The organism is Cnuibacter physcomitrellae, from assembly GCF_014640535.1.
Classification (GTDB): Bacteria; Actinomycetota; Actinomycetes; order Actinomycetales; family Microbacteriaceae; genus Cnuibacter; species Cnuibacter physcomitrellae.
The window spans coordinates 2406931-2428227 of record NZ_BMHD01000001.1 but is presented as its reverse complement, the minus strand read 5'-3'; the positions used below and the strand labels follow the sequence as shown (position 1 = coordinate 2428227).

General features: G+C 69.5%; 20 protein-coding genes. 10 read left to right on the top strand and 10 right to left on the bottom strand.

Going from position 1 to position 21297, the window contains the following annotated elements:
* The first annotated feature begins 71 nt into the window (after positions 1–71).
* The 8 genes from dnaK to IEX69_RS11370 all read left to right on the top strand — a co-directional run bounded on the left by dnaK (position 72) and on the right by IEX69_RS11370 (position 7166).
* Positions 72–1943 carry a molecular chaperone DnaK gene (dnaK, locus tag IEX69_RS11405; protein WP_085021095.1) on the top strand — a complete coding sequence of 624 codons (1872 nt, stop codon included), beginning with the start codon at positions 72–74 and terminating at the stop codon, positions 1941–1943.
* Between the two features lie 2 nt (positions 1944–1945).
* A complete protein-coding gene (locus IEX69_RS11400; protein WP_085021094.1) occupies positions 1946–2599 on the top strand; it encodes a nucleotide exchange factor GrpE in 654 nt (217 codons plus the stop codon).
* The gene (locus tag IEX69_RS11395) at positions 2592–3581 is read left to right on the top strand and encodes a DnaJ C-terminal domain-containing protein (RefSeq protein WP_085021093.1); all 990 of its coding nucleotides are present in this window, start codon (positions 2592–2594) and stop codon (positions 3579–3581) included. Before IEX69_RS11400 ends, IEX69_RS11395 begins: the two co-directional genes overlap by 8 nt.
* 108 nt (positions 3582–3689) lie before the next feature.
* Positions 3690–4133, top strand: a complete 444-nt coding sequence (locus IEX69_RS11390; protein ID WP_085021092.1) for a heat shock protein transcriptional repressor HspR — start codon at positions 3690–3692, stop codon at positions 4131–4133.
* A 66-nt stretch (positions 4134–4199) separates the two neighbouring features.
* Positions 4200–5459 (top strand): Fic family protein, encoded by a 1260-nt coding sequence (locus IEX69_RS11385; RefSeq protein ID WP_229756315.1) that lies wholly within the window; start codon positions 4200–4202, stop codon positions 5457–5459.
* Between the two features lie 90 nt (positions 5460–5549).
* Positions 5550–6113 carry a hypothetical protein gene (locus tag IEX69_RS11380; protein ID WP_085021091.1) on the top strand — a complete coding sequence of 188 codons (564 nt, stop codon included), beginning with the start codon at positions 5550–5552 and terminating at the stop codon, positions 6111–6113.
* Between the two features lie 19 nt (positions 6114–6132).
* Positions 6133–6636, top strand: a complete 504-nt coding sequence (locus IEX69_RS11375) for a hypothetical protein (protein WP_085021090.1) — start codon at positions 6133–6135, stop codon at positions 6634–6636.
* Positions 6637–6716: 80 nt separating this feature from the next.
* Complete coding sequence (locus tag IEX69_RS11370; RefSeq protein ID WP_157127344.1) at positions 6717–7166, top strand: hypothetical protein; 450 nt, start codon at positions 6717–6719, stop codon at positions 7164–7166.
* A 107-nt stretch (positions 7167–7273) separates the two neighbouring features.
* On the opposite strand, the gene IEX69_RS11365 is transcribed toward IEX69_RS11370, so the two are convergent.
* The 7 genes from IEX69_RS11365 to IEX69_RS11335 all read right to left on the bottom strand — a co-directional run bounded on the left by IEX69_RS11365 (position 7274) and on the right by IEX69_RS11335 (position 15243).
* Positions 7274–8293, bottom strand: a complete 1020-nt coding sequence (locus IEX69_RS11365) for an Lrp/AsnC family transcriptional regulator (protein ID WP_229756314.1) — start codon at positions 8291–8293, stop codon at positions 7274–7276.
* Positions 8290–9192, bottom strand: a complete 903-nt coding sequence (locus tag IEX69_RS11360) for an alpha/beta fold hydrolase (RefSeq protein WP_085021087.1) — start codon at positions 9190–9192, stop codon at positions 8290–8292. The genes IEX69_RS11365 and IEX69_RS11360 overlap by 4 nt, the downstream gene beginning before the upstream one ends.
* An 88-nt stretch (positions 9193–9280) precedes the next feature.
* Entirely contained in the window at positions 9281–10495 is a 1215-nt protein-coding gene (locus IEX69_RS11355) for a M24 family metallopeptidase (RefSeq protein ID WP_085021086.1), read from the bottom strand.
* On the bottom strand, positions 10485–11387 hold the full coding sequence (locus IEX69_RS11350) for an ABC transporter permease (RefSeq protein WP_085021085.1): 903 nt from the start codon (positions 11385–11387) through the stop codon (positions 10485–10487). The genes IEX69_RS11355 and IEX69_RS11350 overlap by 11 nt, the downstream gene beginning before the upstream one ends.
* The gene (locus IEX69_RS11345) at positions 11384–12346 is read right to left on the bottom strand and encodes an ABC transporter permease (protein ID WP_085021084.1); all 963 of its coding nucleotides are present in this window, start codon (positions 12344–12346) and stop codon (positions 11384–11386) included. Before IEX69_RS11345 ends, IEX69_RS11350 begins: the two co-directional genes overlap by 4 nt.
* 69 nt (positions 12347–12415) lie before the next feature.
* Complete coding sequence (locus IEX69_RS11340; protein WP_085021083.1) at positions 12416–14035, bottom strand: ABC transporter substrate-binding protein; 1620 nt, start codon at positions 14033–14035, stop codon at positions 12416–12418.
* Positions 14035–15243: a dipeptidase gene (locus IEX69_RS11335; protein WP_085021082.1), complete on the bottom strand. Its 1209-nt coding sequence runs from the start codon at positions 15241–15243 to the stop codon at positions 14035–14037. The genes IEX69_RS11340 and IEX69_RS11335 overlap by 1 nt, the downstream gene beginning before the upstream one ends.
* Before the next feature lie 179 nt (positions 15244–15422).
* Here IEX69_RS11335 and IEX69_RS11330 point away from each other — a divergent pair, with 179 nt between their 5' ends.
* Positions 15423–17084, top strand: a complete 1662-nt coding sequence (locus IEX69_RS11330) for a dipeptide ABC transporter ATP-binding protein (RefSeq protein WP_085021623.1) — start codon at positions 15423–15425, stop codon at positions 17082–17084.
* Between the two features lie 35 nt (positions 17085–17119).
* On the opposite strand, the gene IEX69_RS11325 is transcribed toward IEX69_RS11330, so the two are convergent.
* A complete protein-coding gene (locus IEX69_RS11325; protein WP_085021081.1) occupies positions 17120–17350 on the bottom strand; it encodes a hypothetical protein in 231 nt (76 codons plus the stop codon).
* 84 nt (positions 17351–17434) lie between these two features.
* Entirely contained in the window at positions 17435–18436 is a 1002-nt protein-coding gene (locus IEX69_RS11320) for a hypothetical protein (protein ID WP_085021080.1), read from the bottom strand.
* Between the two features lie 102 nt (positions 18437–18538).
* Between IEX69_RS11320 and IEX69_RS11315 the strand changes: the two genes are divergently transcribed.
* Positions 18539–19684 carry a methyltransferase gene (locus IEX69_RS11315; RefSeq protein WP_085021079.1) on the top strand — a complete coding sequence of 382 codons (1146 nt, stop codon included), beginning with the start codon at positions 18539–18541 and terminating at the stop codon, positions 19682–19684.
* A 29-nt stretch (positions 19685–19713) separates the two neighbouring features.
* Here IEX69_RS11315 and mptB read toward each other — a convergent pair whose 3' ends face one another.
* Positions 19714–21228: a polyprenol phosphomannose-dependent alpha 1,6 mannosyltransferase MptB gene (mptB, locus tag IEX69_RS11310; RefSeq protein WP_157127342.1), complete on the bottom strand. Its 1515-nt coding sequence runs from the start codon at positions 21226–21228 to the stop codon at positions 19714–19716.
* Positions 21229–21297: the final 69 nt, after the last annotated feature.

The window sequence follows — 21297 nt, the reverse complement described above, 5'->3', positions numbered from 1 at the left end:
CGGCTCAAGTTTGAGTCGCCACAAGACTTCGACAGATTCACGCAACATCGGGAAAGAGAGAAAGAGCGAACATGGCTCGTGCAGTAGGAATCGACCTCGGTACCACCAACTCCGTGGTGTCCGTGCTCGAAGGTGGAGAGCCCACCGTCATCGCCAACGCCGAGGGCTTCCGCACCACCCCGTCGGTGGTCGCCTTCACCAAGGACGGCGAGGTGCTCGTGGGTGAGACCGCGAAGCGCCAGGCCGTCACCAACGTCGACCGCACCATCTCCAGCGTCAAGCGCCACATGGGCACGGACTGGACCGTGGAGATCGACGGTAAGAAGTACACGCCGCAGGAGATCTCGGCGCGCATCCTCGCGAAGCTGAAGCGCGATGCGGAGTCGTACCTCGGCGACACGGTCACCGACGCGGTGATCACGGTCCCGGCGTACTTCAACGACGCCGAGCGCCAGGCCACGAAGGACGCCGGTGAGATCGCCGGCCTCAACGTGCTGCGCATCATCAACGAGCCCACCGCGGCCGCACTCGCCTACGGTCTCGACAAGGGCAAGGAGGACGAGCTCATCCTCGTCTTCGACCTCGGTGGCGGCACGTTCGACGTGTCCCTCCTCGAGGTCGGGAAGGACGACGACTTCTCCACCATCCAGGTGCGCGCCACCGCGGGTGACAACCGCCTCGGTGGAGACGACTGGGACCAGCGGATCGTCGACTATCTGATCAAGAACTTCAAGGACACGACCGGCGTCGACGTCTCGAAGGACAAGATCGCGCTCCAGCGCCTCAAGGAGGCCGCGGAGCAGGCGAAGAAGGAGCTCTCGTCGGGCATGTCGGCCAGCATCACGCTGCCGTACCTGTCGCTGACCGAGAACGGCCCCGCCAACCTCGACGTGACGCTGACCCGCGCCAAGTTCGAGGAGCTCACCAGCGACCTGCTGGCTCGCACCGAGAAGCCCTTCCGCGACGTCATCGCCGAGGCGGGCGTCTCCGTGAACGACATCGCGCACGTGGTGCTCGTGGGTGGGTCCACCCGCATGCCCGCCGTGGTCGAGCTCGTCCGCAAGCTCACCGGTGGCAAGGAGCCCAACAAGGGCGTCAACCCGGATGAGGTCGTCGCCGTGGGCGCCGCGCTTCAGGCCGGCGTGCTGAAGGGCGAGCGTAAGGACGTCCTCCTCATCGACGTCACCCCGCTGTCCCTCGGCATCGAGACCAAGGGCGGGATCATGACCAAGCTCATCGAGCGCAACACGGCCATCCCCACCAAGCGGAGCGAGACCTTCACGACCGCCGACGACAACCAGCCGTCGGTCGCCATCCAGGTGTTCCAGGGCGAGCGCGAGTTCACCCGCGACAACAAGAACCTCGGGACGTTCGAGCTGACCGGCATCGCGCCGGCTCCGCGCGGCATCCCGCAGGTCGAGGTCACCTTCGACATCGACGCGAACGGCATCGTGCACGTCTCCGCGAAGGACAAGGGCACCGGCAAGGAGCAGTCGATGACCATCACGGGCGGCTCGTCGCTGCCCAAGGAGGACATCGAGCGCATGGTCCGCGAGGCCGAGGAGCACGCCGCCGACGACAAGAAGCGTCGCGAGGCCGCCGAGGTCCGCAACCAGGCCGAGACCCTGGCGTACCAGACCGACAAGCTGATCAAGGACAACGCCGACAAGCTGCCGGAGGACGTCAAGAACGACGTCCAGGCCGATGTCGACGCCCTGAAGACCGCGCTCGCGGGCGAGGACGACGCCGCCGTCAAGACGGCGTTCGACAAGCTGAACGAGTCGCAGACCAAGCTCGGCCAGGCCATCTACTCGCAGTCCCAGGCGGATGCGGGTGCGGGCGCTGCCGGCGCCGGTGCTGAGGGTGCGACCGACGGATCGTCGAACAACGACGACGACGTGGTCGACGCCGAGGTCGTCGAGGACGAGGACGAGAAGAAGTAATCATGACTGACGAGAACCAGACCGGTCCCGAGAACGAGGACCGCGAGGAGCCGATCATCCGCGACAAGCGCAGGATCGACCCCGAGACGGGTCGGGTTCGTCAGCCTGCCGACTCGGGGGCCGACCAGGCCCCCGAGTCCGGCGAGCCCGGCTTCATCGAAGCCGAGGGCCCCGACGTCGAGACGTCCCTGACGGATGCCGACCTGAGCTTCCTCTCGGGCCAGAGCTCCGCCGAGGAGCTGGCCGCCGAGCGTCTCGCCGACCTGCAGCGGACCACGGCGGAGTACGCCAACTACCGGCGCCGCACGGAGGCCAACCGCGAGGTGGAGCGCGAGCGCGCCGTCGGCGACGTCGTGAAGGTGCTCCTTCCCGTGCTCGACGACCTCGACCGTGCCGAGAAGCACGGCGATCTCGTCGAGGGTGGACCGCTGACCGCGATCGCGCAGAAGCTGCGGTCCGGCGTGGAGCGGGTGGGCCTCAAGCCGTTCGCGGCGGCGGGCGAGCCGTTCGACCCTCAGAAGCACGAGGCGATCTTCCAGCAGCCCAGTGACGACGTCACCGAGCCGCAGATCGCCGACGTCGTGGAGTCGGGGTACTACCTCGGGTCGACGCTGCTACGCGCCGCGAAGGTCGTAGTGGCGGTGCCCCATGGCTAGCCAGGACTGGTTCGACAAGGACTTCTACGCGACGCTCGGTGTGTCGAAGGACGTCTCCGAGGCAGACCTGAAGAAGACGTACCGCAAGCTCGCCAGGCAGTACCACCCCGACTCCAACCCCGGAGATGCGGCGGCCGAGGCGCGGTTCAAAGAGATCAGCGAGGCCTACGCGGTCCTGTCCGATCCTGAGCAGCGCAAGGAGTACGACCAGATCCGGGCCATGGGCTCCGGCGCCCGCTTCACCGCGGGCGGCCAGGGCGCGGGCGGCTTCGAGGACGTCTTCGGCGGCATGTTCGGCGGAGGCGGCGGCGGGCGCACGAGCTACAGCTACCAGCAGGGCGGCGACTACGACGACCTGCTCGGCGGACTGTTCGGCGGTCGCGGGGGCTTCGGCACCTCGACCGGTGGCTTCCGCGGCTACGGCGGACCGCAGCGCGGTCGCGACGTCACCGCCCGTACGACGATCGACTTCGTCACTGCGGTGAAGGGCGACACGATCAAGCTGCAGACCTCCGACGGCAAGCCGATCACCGTCAAGATCCCGGCCGGGGTCTCCGACGGTCAGAAGATCAAGCTGCGCGGCAAGGGCGAGCCCTCGCCCGACGGCGGCGAGTCCGGCGACATCGTGCTCACGGTGTCGGTGCGCAAGCATCCGGTGTTCGAACGCGACGGCCTCAACCTCCGGGTGACGGTGCCGGTGACGTTCGTCGAGGCCACCCTCGGCGCCACCATCGAGGTCCCCACCCTCGGGGGCGCTCCGGTGAAGCTCAAGGTCGCGCCGGGCACCCCGTCGGGTCGCGTGCTGCGTGTGAAGGGTCGTGGCGTCGAGACGTCGAAGGGCAAGGGAGACCTGCTCGCCGTCGTCCAGGTCGCGGTGCCCTCGCACCTGTCCCCGGCCGCACGGGAGGCCCTCGAGGCCTTCCGCGAGGCGGAGCCGAACGAGAACCCGCGCGCCGACCTGCTCGCGAAGGCGCACGAGTAGGCATGCCCCGCTCTCTCGCCGAGTGGCGACCTTCCGCCCTTCCCGCACCCCGGGAGGGGCAGGATGTCGCCACTCGGCGCATCCGTCGTTCTGGAGGTGACGTGACGCATGGATGAGAACTCCCCGCTCTTCGCGATCGCCGTGGCCGCCGAGCTGGCCGGCATGCATCCGCAGACGCTGCGGCAGTACGACCGGATCGGGCTCGTCTCACCGCGACGCACCGCCGGGAAGTCGCGCCGCTACTCCATGCGCGACGTCGCACAGCTCCGTGAGGTTGCCCGCCTCTCCTCCGAGGGCGTCTCCCTCGAGGGCATCGCCCGCATCCTGCAGCTCGAGAACCAGGTGTCCGCGCTCTCCGCCCGGGTGCAGGAGCTCGAGTCCGCGCTCGCCGAGGAGGTGCTCAACCGCCCCGGTCGCCGTGTCTTCGCCTCGTCCGTCGAGGGCGAGACCGTCTCCCTCCGGCACGGCACCCGCACCTCCCGCCGCACCGAGCTCGTCGTCTGGCGCCCCGCCGCCCATCCCCACCCCGCCGAGCTCCCCCCGCTCGACTGAGTAGAAGTGACAGCTGGACGGACGCTTACTAACACTTACGGGCGTAACTGTTAGTAAAATCACGACGTGGCAACAGATCTCGAGGTGAGCGAGGTGCAGGACGTGCCCGTGCCCGCGCTCGAGTACGAGACGCACCACTGGCGGCCACAGCATCCTGCTCTGTTCTCTCGGGCGGAGGTCACCCGGCAGACGGGGGATTACCGGTCCGCCGTCCCGCAGCGAATCGCGGCCTGGGTGCCCGCTCTGCCCGCAGACCTGACGGCCGACGTGGTGGACGCGTCGGCGGCTCTCATGTCGTTCGATGCGCACACGGTCTCCGCGCTCGGGGCCGAGGATCCGACTCTCGGCCCCATGGCCTCGATCCTGCTGAGGACGGAGAGCGCTTCGAGCTCGCAGATCGAACAGCTGACGGTCTCCGCCAGGCAGCTCGCGCTGGCGGAGCTCGACCAGAGCGAAAGGACGAACGCCCGCGCCGTCGTCGGCAACGTGCGCGCCATGGAGGCCGCGCTGCGTCTCTCCGATGTGCTCGACGCGGCGAGCATCCTCGCCATGCAGCGAGAGCTTCTTCTCGCTCAGCCGGGCTACGAGGAGCATGCAGGGGTATTCCGGGATGAGCTGGTCTGGATCGGGAACCGCGATACCGCGGGCCCGAGAGGTGCCGAGTTCATCGCACCGCAGCATCCGCTGATCGGGCCGGCCATCGAGGACATGCTCGACTTCGCCGCCCGGGATGACCTCCCGGCGCTCGTGCAGATCGCCGTCGCGCATGCCCAGTTCGAGACGATCCACCCGTTCGTCGATGGCAACGGCCGAACCGGTCGAGCCCTGGCTCAGGCCATGCTGAGGTCGAAGGGGCTGGCCGCTCACGCGACCGTCCCCCTCTCGGCCGGACTGCTGACGGATGCCGAGGGGTACTTCGGCGACCTGCAGGCGTACCGAGCAGGCGACGCCGGGCCCATCATCCATCGGTTCGCAGCCGCCGCGCGGTACGCCGCTGCGACAGGCCGGGTGCTCGTCGACGATCTCCGGCGCGAGCTCGAGCTCTCACGATCGCAGCTGGAGGGACTCCGTTCGCAGGCCGCGGCGTGGCGGGTGCTCCCGACCCTCATCGGTCAGCCGGTCGTCAACGCCCGCTACCTCCAGGCCACCCTCGGGCTCAGCGAGATGACCGCCCTCCGAGCCCTCACGGCGCTCACGGAGCGGGGTGTCCTGGTCGAGCGGACCGGCAGGGCTCGGAACCGGATCTGGCAGCACCCCGGAATCCTGGACGTACTCGACTCCTACGCCGCTGCCATCCGCCGCGCTGCGATCCGACCTGGCCGCTGAGGCGACGTGGGTGCGGGATGCGGCGGTCTGCACCCGACGGGGTCCTTCCGACTGAGTTGACGTACGGAAGTAGAGGAGTCATCATGTTCGATGGCGGACACGGATTCGATCGACCACGCGCCAATCTCGGAGGACGCCCGAGAGGCGGTGCGCGCGAAGCGGACGAGGGGCGCCCTGATCGCCGGAGCGGTCGGGTTCGGGCTCATGGGCGCCGGGGGTGTCGCGCTCGGCGACGGGCTGAGCCTCGTCGCGGCGGCGTATGTGTCGTCGTTCGATCCAACCGGGTTCCAGCCGCCGCCCGGCGTGACCGTCACCGTGGAGATCCCGCAGATCGAGGCCGATCCCCTGGTGGGCGTGGTCATCGCCGCCGTCGGTCTGATCGCCGTTCTCGCGGGCTTCATCTCGAGTGTGGTGATCCTCGGCCTCGCCGACGTCGACCGCCGTGGCGCCGTCACCTGGGCCGGCATCGGGATCGGCGCCGCGCTCCTGGCTGCCGCACGCATCGCGCTGTCGACCGTCGCGCAGTGGTTCGGTCTCGGATCCGCGAAGCTCACGGCGAACGTCCTCGTGACGGTCGCCGCTGCGCTCGTCCTCTCCGTCGTCGTCGGCGCCGTCATCTGGCTCCGCCTGGCGCGGCGCCTCACCACGATGTGACGTCGCGGGGTGACCGGACGTGGATGACGTACGCGACTTCGGACCGCCCCTGCCGGACGGCCCGCCGCGGTCGGCGCGGAGGACGGCGGCCGGGTGGCTGGGCGGGCTCGCGCTCGCCCTGCTGACGTGGGCGACGACGGTGCTCCTGGCGATCTGCCTCGAGCTTCCGATCGCCCTCAGCGGCGCGGGCCTCTGCTTCGCGCTCGCTGCCACGATGCTCTACGGCCTCGGCGTGGCGGGCATCGCGTCGCTGGCAGCGTCGTGGGGTTCGCCCGGCGCGTCGGATGCGGCCCGGCTGGCTCGCCGCTGGATCGCGATCACGGGCTGGGTATTCGGCTCGATGCTCGTGTTCGGGGGCGTCCTCTACGCCATCCTCCTGGAGGACCCCGATCATTCGCGAGTCGTGCCGGTTCTGATCACGTCCGGCATCGTCGACGTCGTCGTCCTCCTTCCGCTGACAGGAGTCGGCGTCGCGCGACGTCGTCGCTGGTCGGACGTGAAGGCCCCGTTCCCGTGGTTCTGACGACCGACCCGGCTGGGCGGCAGAGGAGACTTCGGACGATCGTCGGCGCCTCCACGTTCCCTCTCATCGCACCCTTGTGCGTGTACGTGCCTTGGCTGATCGCGCAGGTGCTCTTCCTCGCGCTGACGGTGTTCTGGACTGACGACCCCGACAAGACTGCTATCGAGTACGACGCGATGATCGCCCGGAACGTCTCTCGGGCGCTGGCTGCGCTGTTCTCTCCCGCGATGCTGGTCACGGATGCTCTGACCGTCGGGCTCGCGGTGCTGGGGATCGTCGTGAGCATCCGCCGTCTCCGTGAGGCCGGTTCGGACTATCCGAGAGCGGAGACGGGTGTCGCCGTCGCCCGCGCGGCGGCGGTGTTCGCTGTGCCGGCGATCGTGATGAGCCTCGTGGTGGTGTTCTCGGGTGGGCTCGTAGGCTTCGAGCAGACGCTCACCAGGATGGGGCCGCCCGGGCTCGGCGTATGCCTCGCCGGTCTGGTCCTGTCCGTCGGTGCGGGCGCGCTCGGCTGGCGCTGGGTGCGCTGACGGCGTCGGGCCCGTTTTCGCGGGGATCTGACGTTTCGCGTGCCCAATGGGCACGCGGAAGGTCAAAGAGGGCGCGAAGACCCGCGCCCACGCGGCGCGGCGAGAGCTCAGGGGGCGGGGGCGGGGAGCTCGGCGGGCCACCAGGGGGTCTCGACGAAGCCGCGCTTGAGGTAGAGCAGCTCCATGTTCGCCGACCAGCCGCGGACACCGTCGAGGTGGGCGAGGGACTCGCGGGTGAAGGAGTAGAGGTCGGCGACGGTCGGGGTGATCACCTCGCAGAGCAGGGCGTTCTCGTCGAGGAGGGCGGCGAGGTAGCGCACGAAGGGGTAGCGGGCGAGCTCCTGGGCGACCTGCTCGAGCCGGTCGGGCGCGACCGTGACGGTGAGCAGCGTCTCGGCGCCCATCCCCAGCGCGGCGGAGGGCACCAGGGCGAGCACGTCGACGCAGCGCGCGGCGCGCATCCGCTCGAACCGACGGCGGACGCTCGACTCGTTGAGTCCGATCTGCTCCGCGATCGCGCTGAAGGTCTCGCGCCCGTCGACGCGGAGGGCGTCGAGGATGGCCCGGTCGGCGGAGTCGAAGTGCTCCGGGGCGCAGTCCTCGAGCGACGCCGAGGTGAGGTCGTGGACCTCCTCGCCGTTGCCGAACATCTCGCCGTAGAGCTGACGTCCCCAATCCAGGCTGACCTTGTAGACGTGCATGATGAGGTCGCTGCGCCAGCGCGCGACGCCCTCGATCGACTGCAGGTCGGTGATCAGCTCCGGATACCGGGTGGCGCCGCCGCGCACGACCAGCTCGGCCACGACGTCGAAGCTGCCCGTCACCAGGGTGCAGAAGCGCACGTCCGGGTTCTCGGCGAGCGCGGCCGCGACGGCGAGGTGCTTCCCCGGGGTGGCGTTGATGCGCACCCAGAACGAGTCGTACGGCCCCTCCGCCCCGAGCGCGGGCACGGCGGCGATGCGGATGACGCCGTCGGTGATGAGCTGCTGTCCGCGCCGCGCCACCGTCGTGACGGGCGCGCCCACGACCTCGGCGATGGTCCGCCAGCTCGCCCGTCCGTCGCGCTGGAGCGCGACGACGATCCGCTTGTCGAGGTCGGTGAGCTTGTCGAGTGCCGGGTGCTTCACTGGGCCGGAAGGCTCACCGGCGGGTAGACCTCGTGCAGGAACGATCTCACCGTGCGCGTCCATTCCTCCGCCTCCTCGATCTGGGGCGAGTGGCCCGAGCGCTCGAACACCACCAGCCGTGACCCGGGGATCAGCTCCGCGATGGTCTCGCTGCACGACACCGGCGTGATCCAGTCGGTCCGTCCGACGGTGATCAGTGTAGGGACTCCGATCGAGGGGAGCAGGGGCTTCACGTCGTAGGTCTTCAGGTTGACGGAGAACGCGTGGTTGTGGGCTTCGTAGCGATAGGGCGTCGCCTCCACCTTCCGCTCCGTCGCCTCGGGGTCGTAGTGGAAGTCGTAGAGGGGCAGGATCTCGCGCCAGCAGTCCTTCAGGTCCTCGTTGTCGCGCACCCGACCCTCGTCGATGCGGTCGAACTTCTCCATGTCGATCGTGACCCGGTCGCTGGCGAGCGCGTTCTCGCGCGCGAGCGCGCCGTGGGTGTGGTCGGCGGCCGTGTCGCGCAGCACGATCGCGGCGACGCGGTCGGGGTAGCGCGTCGCGTACTCGAGCGTCATGAACCCGCCGTACGACCCGCCCACCATGGCTATCCGCTCCGCGCCGATCCACTCGCGGAGGCCGTCGATGTCGGCGGCCCACTGCTCGTGGCTGAGCTCGCCGGACCCCTCGCTCTCACCGCTTCCGCGGGCGTCGAAGACCACGACCCGGTACTCGTCGGCGAGGCGACCGAAGCTCGCCCGCGGCTCCGCGCGCGAGCCCAGTCCGGGCGCGCCGTGGTGGGCGATGATGACGGGCGCGCCCTCGGGGCCGAGCACCTCGACGGCGAGCTCGTTGTCGTTGATGCGCACCCGCTGCGCGGTGCTGGTCGCCCGGGCGAACTCGGGGAAGACGTCGGCCATGGTGGTCCTTTCCAGTGGAGCGGTGGAGCGGTGGAACTGTCGCGCGGTGGAGCTGTCGAGCGGTGGATCAGGTCAGAGCGGGATCAGGTCAGAGCGGGATCACGCAGTCGTCGAGCGATCGCGGGAAGCGGGTCAGCGGCTCCGACCCGGATGCGGTGACGAGCATGCTGTCGCTGATCCGGTACCCCGCGTGGCCGGGGATGTAGATCCCCGGCTCATTCGACACGATCATCCCCGCCTCGAGCGGGGTCGGGTCGCCGTCCTCGAGCCAGGGCGGCTCGTGCATCCCGAGCCCGATCCCGTGCCCTTGGCGGTGCCGCAGGTACTGCCCGAGTCCGGCGTCGCGGATGACGGCGAGGCAGCGCGCGTTGCTCTCGGCGCAGCGCACGCCGGGCGCGATCGCGCGGGACCCCTCCGCCTGCGCGTCGCGGACGGTGTCGTGGTACCGGCGCTGCTCCGGGGTGGGGGAGCCGAGCACGAAGGTGCGCTCGCCCTCGACGAAGCGCCCGCCCACGGCGGCGCCGAGCGACAGCATGAACGTGTCGCCGTCGCGCAGGCGGTACCCGGAGGGCAGGCCGTGCGGGATGGCGGAGTTGGCCCCGGCGTACACGAGCCCACCGGCCAGGAACGAGATGACGACGACGTCGCGGTGCTCGCCGTACATGATGCCGATGCCGGTGCGACCGACGTGCCCGGCGAGATCCGCCTCGGTGGGCAGCGGCCGGCCCTCGTCGATGGCCTCGCGGATGAGGTCCACACCCGCCTGCAGCATCACATCCGTGATGCGCGCGGCCTCCCGGTGCTGCTCGACCTCCTCGGGGAGCTTCACGTACCGGGCGCGGGTGACGAGCTCGGTCGGGACCCAGTCGACGGCGTCGAACGCCGCCTGCAGCATCGCGAGCCGGTGCTGGGTCACCTGGGTGGTCACCCCGACGCGACCGCGAAGGGCCCCGGCCGCGCGGGCGAGAGGCGCGAACGGGTTCTCGAGGCCGGGATACTCGGCGAAGGTCACGATCTCGGCCCGCGAGCGCTGCTCCTCGGCGTGCTGGCGCTCGAGCTCGGGCACGAGCAGCACGGCCCGGCCGGCGGCATCGAGCAGCACCGCCACGGGCCGCTCGCCCGGGTGGTGGAAGAAGCCGCTCAGGTACGAGACGTCCTCCGGGTCGTCCGTGAGGATCGCCTCGAGCCCCTCACGCTCCAGCAGCGGCAGGATGCGCTGCTGGATGCGGTCGTACACCTCCGGTGCGAGGCGCTGGGTGAAGCCGGCGGTCGTGACCGAGGTCGTGGCGGTGTCAGCGCTCATGGTTCCGGGGGTTCCTCGCATCGTTGTAGGCGATCGACAGCAGCGTCGCGGAGAGCACGAGCGCGAGGATCGCGAGGGACGGGAAGAGGGTCAGCCACCACGCGCTGACCATGGCGCCCGACTGCTGCGCCTCGTAGAGGATGCGTCCCCACGACCAGGTGGTCGGGTCGCCGAGTCCGAGGAACGACAGTCCCGCGGCCGACAGCACGGCTCGGGATGCGGTGACGACCACCGAGACGACGATGACCGGGGTGACGGCGGGCACGACGTGACGGCCGAGGATCCAGAGGTGGTTCCGGGTCATCAGCCGGGCCGCGTCGATGTAGGGCAGCTTCACGACCGTCAGCGCCTGCGACCGCACGAGCCTCGTCACCTCGGGCCACGAGAACGCGGCCACCACGAGGATCAGCGTCGACGTCGACGGGCCGGCGAGGGCGGCCACGAGGATCATCAGCGGCAGCACGGGCAGCGAGAGCGTCAGGTCGACGATGACGCTGATGACCGTGTCGAGCTTCGGCACGTAGGCGCCGACGACCGCGACGAGCGTGCCGAACAGGATCGCGATGACCGAGGCGGCCACCGCCACGAGCACCGACTGCTGGGTGCCCCAGATGACCTCGGCGAAGACGTCGCGCCCCAGCGCATCCGTGCCGAACCAGTTCGTGGGGTTCGGCGGGCTGAGGACGTCGGTGCCGTAGCTGGCCGGGTACGGCGCGAGCAGCGGGGCGAGGATGCTGATCAGGATGAGGACCAGCAGGATGCCGAGCGACACCATGCCCAGCGGCATCCGCCGGAACGCGCGCCACGTCGCCGAGCTGGCGCGCCGGCCGTCCGTTCCCGCCGGCTCGACCGTCGGGCCGACGAGCTCCGATTCGGGCAGGGGAGCGGTCATGAGGTCTTCACTCTCGGGTCGAGGAATCCGTAGGCGATGTCGGTGAGCATGTTCACGATGACCACGGTCACGGCGAGGAGGAGGAACGCACCCTGGAGCACCGGGAAGTCGAGCTGGGTGACGGCCTCGTAGATCCCGCGCCCGATGCCCGGGTAGGCGAACACGGTCTCGGTGAGCACCGCACCGCCGACCACGAAGCCGAGCTGCAGGCCGATGAGGGTGGTCGCGGGCAGGAGCGCGTTGCGGAGGGCGTGCTTCCACAGGATGCGCCGGTAGGGCAGGCCGTTGACCTTGGCGAGCGTGATGTAGTCCTCGCCGAGCGCGTCGATGAGGGTGCCGCGCATCGTGAGCACGTACGACCCGAGCTGGATGAGGGTGAGCGACACGACGGGCAGCACCAGGTGCTGAGCGACCGAGCCGTACCACTCCATCCCGTAGACGCCGGTCGAGTAGGCGCCGCCGATGGGGAACCAGCTGAGCGCGAGCCCGAAGACGAGGAGGAGCACGATGCCGACGCTCGGCACGAACAGGGACTGACCGGTCACGCCGAGCACCTGCACGAGGCGATCCAGGAAGCGGTTCTTGTGGGAGGCGGCGAGCACGCCGAGCGGGATGCCGATCAGGACGGTGAGCACGAGCGCGGTGATGGTGAGCAGCAGCGTCCAGGGCAGCCGCTGGAGGAGCACGTCGGTGACCGGGATGGACTGGGTGAACGAGGTGCCCAGGTGGCCCTGGACCAGCTGCCCGAGGTACAGCACGTACTGCACGATGAGCGGCTGGTCCAGGCCGTACTGGGAGAGCAGGGCCGCCCGGGTGTCCTCCGTCATGTTCGTGCTCGCGACGGCGAGCGCGGGATCTCCCGGCAGCAGTCGCAGCAGCAGGAACGTCACGGTCACGGCGAACCAGATCGTGATGAGTCCTCTGCCGAAGCGCCGGAGGACGAACAGGGCGATGGACACTCGGGGCGGCCCTTCCTTGGTGGGTGGGTGTCGACGGGGGCGTCGGTGGGGGCCGACGCCCAGCGCCGGCTAGTCGGAGACCTTGTACGCGCTCGCGACCGAGATCGGGTTCACGATCGAGAGCAGCTCGCTCGGCTTGGAGACGAATCCGGCCCAGTCGGAGCTGTAGGCGACGTAGAGGTTCTGCGTGTACATGATGTTGTCGTAGACGTTGTCGTGCACGATCTTCGCCGCGTCCCGCATGATCGAGATCTTCTCGTCCTCGTCGAACGTCTGCGAGGCCTTCGCGATGAGCGCGTTGAGCTCGGGGTCGTCGACGTAGGTGTAGTTGATCGCTCCGTCGGGCAGGTACGACAGGGAGAAGTTCGTCACCGGGTCGTCCATGATGGCGAAGTTGCCCGCGTAGATGTCGAAGTCGCCCTCGTTGGTCATCGCCAGGTAGGTGTTGCGTTCCGTGCCCTGGAGCTCGATGGTGATGCCGGCCTCGGCCGCGCTGTCCTTCACGAGCTGGGCCCACTGGCTGGTGACCGGGTCCTGCAGCGAGTAGATCAGCCGGAACGAGACGGGGAACATCCCGTTCGCGTCGGCGGTGTAGCCCGCCTTCTCCATCAGGTCGCGCGACATGTCCGGGTCGAACTCGTACTCGGTGATCGAGTCGTCGTAGTACTTCGACAGCACGGGCATCAGCGGGCTCGACCCCGTCGACACCGCCTGACCCTGCAGCACGACGTTGCGGATCGCCTCGTAGTCGGCCGCGTGGGCGAGGGCCTGACGGACCTCCACCTTGGCCAGGTCGGGGTTCGTCATGTTGTAGGTCATGTGCGAGTACCCGAGACCGGTGATCTCGGCGACCTCGATGCCCTCGGTGCCCTGCAGCTGCTTGACCTGCGCCGGCGGGAGCGAGTTCGCGATCACGTCGACCTCGCCGCTCTGGAGAGCGAGGATCTCGGTGTTCACGTCGGGGAAGACGCGGTACACGATCTTCGCGGGCAGTGGGGTGCCGCCCTCGACGAGCGGGTAGCTCTCGGTCCGCTCGAGCGTGTACGACTGGCCGACCTGCACGCTGTCCATGACGAACGGACCGGCGCTGACCCAGCCGCCGTTCGATCCGTCGTTCGGGAACTCGGCGACGGATCCGGCCGGCTCGAACACGTGCTGGGGCACGACGTTGCCCCAGAACCCGATCTCCTCGACGATCGACGAGTCGGGCTGGGTGAGCGTGATCTCGACCCGGGTGTCGGACACCGCGGTCGCCGACTCGAAGTTCGCCATCTGGCCGTAGAAGGTGCCGGACGGCTTGTCGCGCTTGACCGCGTTCATGGTGTACGCCACGTCCTTCGCGGTGATCGGCGTGCCGTCGCTCCACGTCATGTCGTCGCGGATCTCGTAGTACCCGGTCGTGTCGTTCACATAGCCCCAGTCGGTGGCGAGCTCGGCCGACTTCGACCCGTCGTCTCCGATGGAGAGCAGGTGCGGGTACATGAGGTTCGTCATCCAGTAGTCGCTCCGGCTGTTGCCGATGAGCGGGTTGTAGTTGACGACATCGGTGGTGGTGGCGATCGTCAGTGTGTCGTCGCCGGCCGTGGGAGTGCCGGTGGCGGCCTCCTCGGGCGCCTGCGGAGCGCAGGCGCTGAGGGCGAGCACGGCCGCAGCCGCCACCGCCCCGATCGCAAATCCTCTGTGACGCATCAGACCCAGACCTCCTCGAGTACCCGCAGGGTGTTCCCTCCCACGACGAGGCGGATCTCGTCGTCGGAGTAGTCGTGCTTGACCAGCCAGCCGATGATGTTCGCCATGGCCTCGGTGGGGTTCTCGACCCCGTCCACGTACTCGACCTCCTCGTAGTCGACGTGCCCGTGGGCCTGGCCGATCGAGAGCTGGCTGGCGAAGGCGTGGTGCAGGCCCACGTGGTCGCCGTACAGGGTGTCGGGGCCGAAGCTCACGTGCTCGATGCCGACCAGGTCGACGCAGTAGCGGAAGTGGTCCATGACCGACTCGAGCGAGTGCCTCGGGTGCTCGGGCGAGAGGGTGGTGTGGGGGGCGGCCTCGATGCCGATCACCCCGCCCCGCTTCGCGCACTCGACGATCGTCTCATCCGTCTTCATGCGGTTCGTGGGCCAGAGTCCGCGGGCGCCGGCGTGCGTGATGAACACGGGCTTGGTGGAGGCCTTGATGACGTCGACGCAGGTGCGGTCGCCCGAGTGCGAGATGTCGATCGCGATGCCGAGCTTGTTCATGCGGGCCACGGCGCGCTCGCCGAAGTAGGTGAGTCCGCCGTCGCCGCGCTCCTTGAGGCCGCTGCCGAGGTAGTTCGCCTCGGAGTAGGCGATGCCCATCTGGCGGACGCCGAAGCCGTAGAGCACGTCGAGGCGGTCGACCTCGTTCTCGATCGGCGTCGCCGCCTCGAGCGCGAAGATGTGGGCGACGCGTCCGGTCTCCTTCGCGTACTGGATGTCCTTCAGCGTCTCGCCCTTGATGACGTAGTCCTGGTGGGCCAGGTCGGCCATCCGCACGCCGAGGTCGAAGAGCACGTCCTGGTACTTCCAGCCGGCGTCGCTCGAGATGCAGCACGTGCCGTCCATCCCGTTGTCGAACACGGCGGTGAGGCCCGAGCGCGAGAGGCCCTCGTAGCCCGTGGGTTCGCGGCCCTGACGGATGTGGTCGCGGAGCTGGCCCATGTCCTCGGGGAAGACCTGCACGTGCTCGTGGAGCGAGATGACCGTCTCCTCGCGGAGCAGTCGTGCGGCGCGCTCCGCCTGGTCGTCGCTGAGCGCGAGCCCCTGGTACTCGGGCACACGGCCGATCTGCTTCGCGTAGGCGAACTCGCGGTAGTCGACGCCCGGCTCGAGGTAGTCGTAGGCCGTGTATCCGGTGTAGCGCTCAGCTGGTTCGAGCACGTTGCATCTCCATTCGTCGTTCGTCGGCGGTCGGGTCGCGCCCCACAGGGCGGACTCGGGCGCCGTTGACAGCAGACGATCCACTATTCCGGCTGTTTGGTCAACCAAAATGGCAGGATTCGGCGCAGAGTTTATGAGACTGAAACATTTCGGCGGTGGATTCCGTGCAGAATGGTGCCGTGCAGAACCACGACGAGACACGCCCGCCGGTCCTCACCGTCCGTCGGCTCGACATCGGCTTCCGGAGCTCGACCGGGGTCACCAGCGCGGTGCGCGGCGTCGACCTCGACGTGCGGCCGGGCGAGCTCGTGGCGCTCCTCGGTGAGTCGGGATCGGGCAAGACCGTCACCGCTCGAGCGATCATGGGGGTGGAGGACGAGTCCGCCGAGGTGAGCGCCGCCGAGCTGCGACTGGGGGAGGTGTCGCTCCTCGACCTCACCGCCGACGAGCGCCGCCGGCTGAGGGGCGATCGGATGAGCATGGTGCTGCAGGATGCGCTGTCGTCGCTCAACCCGGTCCTGAAGGTCGGCGACCAGATCGGCGAGATCTTCCGTGTCCACCGCGGCATGAACCGCAAGCAGGCGCGAGCCCGGGCGGTCGAGCTCCTCGACATGGTCGGCATCGTCGACCCGGGGTCGCGCGTCGACGACTACCCCCACCAGTTCTCCGGTGGGATGCGCCAGCGCATCCTCATCGCCATGGCCATCGCGCTGGAACCCGACCTGCTCATCGCCGACGAGCCGACCACGGCGCTCGACGTCACCGTGCAGGCGCAGATCCTCCGGCTGCTGCACGACCTCCGCGGGCGGCTCGACATGGGTGTCCTGCTCATCACCCATGACATCGGCGTGGTCACGGAGGTCGCCGACCGACTCGTCGTCATGCACGACGGCGTCGTCGTCGAGCGGGGTGACGCGGATCGGGTCTTTGACGACCCGCAGGACCCGTACACGCGGACGCTGCTCGGCTCGGCGCCGCGACCGGAGCCGCCGCGCGAGCTCGCCGTGGCGGAGCCCGAGCGGGAGGAGCTCATGCTCTCGGTCAGCGGGCTGTCGCGGACGTTCCGAACCGGGAGCGCTCTCGCCCGCCGGGAGGTGCGCGCCGTCGACTCGGTGGGCCTCGTCCTCCGCCGGGGCGAGACCCTCGGCATCGTCGGGGAGTCGGGCAGCGGCAAGTCGACGCTCGCCCGGATGATCGTCGGGCTGGAGAGCGTCGACGAGGGCACCGTCCTCTACCGCGGACGCGACGTCACGCGCCGCACCCGAGGCCGTCGGCCCGGGGCGCAGGCGGGGGTCCAGATGGTGTTCCAGGATCCGTACACCTCGCTCGACCCGCGGATGCGAGTCCGCGACGTCATCGCCGAGCCGCAGACCGTGGCGCGGGTCGGCACCGCATCCTCTCGCCGGGATCGCGTCGCCGAGCTGCTGGAGCTCGTGGGCCTCAAACCCGACATGATGAACCGCTTCCCGCACCAGTTCTCGGGCGGTCAGCGCCAGCGCATCGGGATCGCCCGGTCGCTCATGCGCGACCCCGACGTGCTCGTCTGCGACGAGCCGGTCTCCGCGCTGGACGTGACGATCCAGGCTCAGGTGGTCGACCTGCTGGTCGACCTGCAGGACAGGCTCGGCCTCAGCATCCTCTTCATCTCGCACGACCTCTCCGTGGTGCGGAACCTCGCGCACCGGGTGCTCGTGATGTACCACGGCAAGGAGGTCGAGACCGGGCCGGTGGAGCAGATCTTCGACGATCCGCGGGAGGACTACACGAAGTCGCTGCTGGCGTCGATCCCGCCGTTGACCCGCGCGGAGCGGGGCCGCCTCACGGGGACGCGCGCGGCCTGACCTGGGTGGGGACGCCGACTCCGGGCGCGAGGGGGTCAGAAGCCACGGCGTGCGCGGTGGAAGACCTCGCTCCGGTCGCCGATCGCCTCCTCGGTGGCGGCGGGCGAGCGGTCCGTCGTCGGCGGGGCCGCGGGGTGGTCGTCGATCCCCGTGACGCTCTGCTCGAGCCTGTGCCGTCGGCGGCCCACGACGATCGACCCCGACACGATCGCGATCACGGCCACGACAACGGCGGCGACGATGATCCAGGTGGTGGTGTCGGCCATCGATCTCCTCCTCGTCCGTGTCCGCCCGACCCTACCCTCGACTCTGCGGGGGCGCAGGCTCCCCAGCAGATGAGGACGAGATGCTCAGCTCCAGGCGACGCGGAGCGCGGAGGGTGTGAAGGCGTAGAGAAGGTACAGGTCACCGGACGAAGCGTCGATGACAGCCCCTCGAGGTCGCCGAGCGAGTGGCAGGACCTGTCGTTCCGCGCCTGTACGGGTGTCGATCACCGATACCGATGAGCCCGTGAGCTGGATGATCGTCGAGTCTGCTCCGATCAGGAATGGTGCGGCGATGGCTCCGCGGAGGGGGAACGCGGTCACGGCCTCGCGTCTGCGGAGGTCGTAGACCACGTACGTCGAGCTCGCGCTCGTCGGGTCCGTGATCTCCATCACGAGTGTGCGTGTCGAGCGGTCGACGTGCCAGGTCTGGATGACGCTTCCGAAAGGGAGGTCAGGTGTCGTCGAGACCAGGTCCACTCTGTTCAGCACGGTCGCCGAGTCGAAGGTCGCGAGAACACGTCGTCCGCCGGTGAGCACCGTCGCGATGACTGCATCGGCGTGGACGTCGAACTCCACGTGCGCCACCTCGGTGAAACACTGCCGAGCCGTGATGGCCAGAGTCGCCTCGTCCACGACCACGATGCAGTCGTCGGTCGTGTCGTGTTGGATCCCCACGAGGCGATGATGCAGGGGATCGATGTCGACCTCGCCGATGGGGAGGGTCGCCCGAGCAGTCTCGGTCATCCGGTCGAGGCTGATCCTGACGAGATCGTCGCCATCCCTCGCCACGGCGAATCGACTGAGCGGATCCATCGCAAGCAGATCCCATCCCGACGCTACGCGGGTGAGGATGCGCAGGTCTGTGCCGTCGACGACGGTCAGAGCGCCGTCGGCCTGAAACCAGAGTCTCCCCGTGACCGCGTCCACGGCGACGTCGTCGACGTGGGAGAACGTGCCGAGCGCTTCGGGCTCGCCGACGAAACCGTGAGTCGTCGCAGACGCCGCTGGCGCGAGGGCGGTCGACATCACGACGGCGGAGGCGATCATCGGCAGGACGAGGAGGCGGCGAAGAGATCTGCTCGGCATGCCGAGACGCTATCCGGGGATCGGCCGGAGGTGGGATGAGCACTCTCTGCTCATCAGCGCCGGGCCCGCTCGCCTGGGCGTCCCATCCCGTAGCGTGTGGGGATGACGTCGCTCGAGTGGGACCTTCTGCGGCGGTGGCCCGACGTGGAGGCGCCCGAGCTCGTCGCGGTCGACGCTGCGGACCGGCTCATCCTCGACGAGGCGGCGGACGCCGGGCTCCTGAGCGCGGGCCGACGCGTCAGCGTGATCGGCGACGACTACGGAGCGCTGACGCTGGGTGCGGCCGATGCGCTGGGTCCCGCGGCCGCGATCGTCCGCGTGCACCAGGACGCGCTCTCCGGCGAGCGGGCGCTCGCCGCGAACGCGGAGCGGGTCGGAGTCGAGACCGCACGGTTCCGGTCGTTCCCCGTCCTCGCGCCGGAGGTGGTCGAGGGGGCCGACGTGGTGCTGATCAAGCTGCCCCGGAGCCTCGAAGCGCTCGACGACATCGCGCGCCTGATCGCGCGTCACGCCGATCCGGCGGTGCGTGTCGTCGCGGGCGGACGGCTCAAGCACATGAGCCGCTCGATGAACGACGTCCTCGGACGGGCGTTCGACACCGTCGAGGCATCCCTGGCGCGACAGAAGGCGCGCGTGCTGCGCGCATCCGGTCCTCACCAGGGGGTGACGGCGGCGGGCCACCAGCGGGCGCGGATCGAGGAGCTCGGGCTCTGGAACTGCGCGGTCGGCGGCGTCTTCTCCGGCGCCCGGCTCGACATCGGCACACGGGTGCTGCTCGAGCGGATGCCCGAGATCGCCGCCGCGACACGCCCTGACGCCACCGTGGTCGATCTGGGCTGCGGGACGGGCCTCCTCGCGGTCGCGGCCGCCCGCGCGCTGCCCCGCGCTCGCGTGATCGCCACCGACCAGTCGGCGGCGGCGGTCGCCTCGGCTCGGCTCACCGCCGAGGCAAACGGTGCGGCCGATCGGGTCGAGGTGCTGCGGGCTGATGCGGGCGACGCGCTGCCGGACGGGTCGGCCGCCCTCGTGCTGCTGAACCCGCCGTTCCATGTGGGCGGCACGGTGCACACCGCGATCGCGAGCAAGCTCTTCGCGGCATCCGCGCGCATCCTGGCCCCGGGCGGCCGTCTCGTCGCCGTGTGGAACTCCGGCCTCGGCTACCGCCGCGAGCTCGAGCGCGTCGTCGGCCCCACCGAGCAGATCGCCCGCACCCCGAAGTTCACCCTCACGGAGTCCGTCCGCCGCTGAGCGCACGCGGGTGGGATGCGCGGACCGCGTCAGATGTACTGGGTGCGGGCGGGGGCCGGGATGCGCGTGGGCCGGTCGAAGGCGTACTGGCGGCGGGTGACCAGCTCGGCGTAGATCATGATGCCGACCACGCCGAGGAAGGCGACCGCGCGGGGGAGGACCGTGAGCAGCGGGTCGTTCTCGAGCCGCATGATCAGGTTGAACGGCTCGGCGAGACCGATCAGCATGAAGAACACGGTCGGGTAGACGATCGTGCGCACCGCCCAGGCCCGGCGGATGCCGGTGAGCACGAGCAGCGTCATCAGCCAGATGCCGTACCAGGGGTGGATGGTGGCCGAGGTCAGCACGATCGCGGCGAAGCATCCGAACAGCAGGAGCAGCGGGTCGAGGTTCCTGCGCTTGACGAGCAGCCAGGTCGCGAAGGCGGCGCCCGCGGCCATGAACAGCAGCTTCACGACGGCCTGCGTGATGCCGCCGTCGATGTGCACCAGGGGGGCGAAGCCGCCGAGCGTCAGCCCGATGATGTTCGCCGGGGCGTACCAGTTGGAGACGGCGGTGGGGGTGGCGAGACCGATGATCCAGCCGGCGCCGACGCCGAGGACCCAGCCCAGCACGAGGACGCTGCCGACTCCGATCGCCGCGACGGCGATCCAGCGGCGGATGACCACACCCCACGAGGCGTGCTGCCCGGCCCAGATCAGCCCGATGATGGGCAGCGCGATGAGGGCGATCGGCTTGACGCCGATGGCCGCCGCGACGAGGACGGTGCCGAGGATCGGGCGGTGGCGCATCGCGTAGTAGACGCCGGCGATGATGAACCCGAGCATCAGCGAGTCGTTGTGCCCGGCGGCGACGAAGTTCATGAGGACCAGCGGGCTCGCGGCGATGAACCACAGCACGGCGGCCTCGTTGTAGCCGCGCAGTCGCGCGATGCGCCAGGCGTAGTACGCCATCATGGCCAGGCCCGCGACGGCGAGGAGGCGGAACAGCAGCACCGCGATCTCGGTCGGGAAGGCGGAGGTGGCCGTGACGACCATCTTCTCGAACCAGAGGAACAGCGGTCCGTAGGGCGTGGAGGTGTCGGCCCAGAGCGGGTCGACGCCGATGCCGTACCAGCCGGGGATGTCGGCGACGCCGGTGAGGTAGGGGTTGCTCCCCGCCACCATGAGGCGCCCCTGCCCGACGTAGGCGTACATGTCGCGGGAGAACAGCGGCAGCGCCACGATCAGCGGGACCGTCCAGGCGATCGCGGCCGTGACCACGCGCTTCGTGGCGCCCGTCGCCTCAGGCGCGGGCTCACCGCGGCGGCGCAGCAGGGACAGCCCGAGGGAGATCCAGGCCGCCAGGAGCAGCAGGGCGCCCAGCACGACGGCGAGCGCGCACAGCACCTCCGCCACCCGCGCGTTGCGGATGGTGTCGACCAGCGGCCAGGAGTGAAGAACGGATGCAGGGCCGAGCCAGCCCACGCCGAGCGAGCCGGCGGCGATGCCGATCGATCCGATCACTCCCAGCGGCAGGCGCCATCGAGGAGGAAGGAGATGCACCCTACCTGCCTATCATGCCGAACTGAAGAGACGCCGGTCAGGAATATAACGATTCGTACTGGCGCCCCA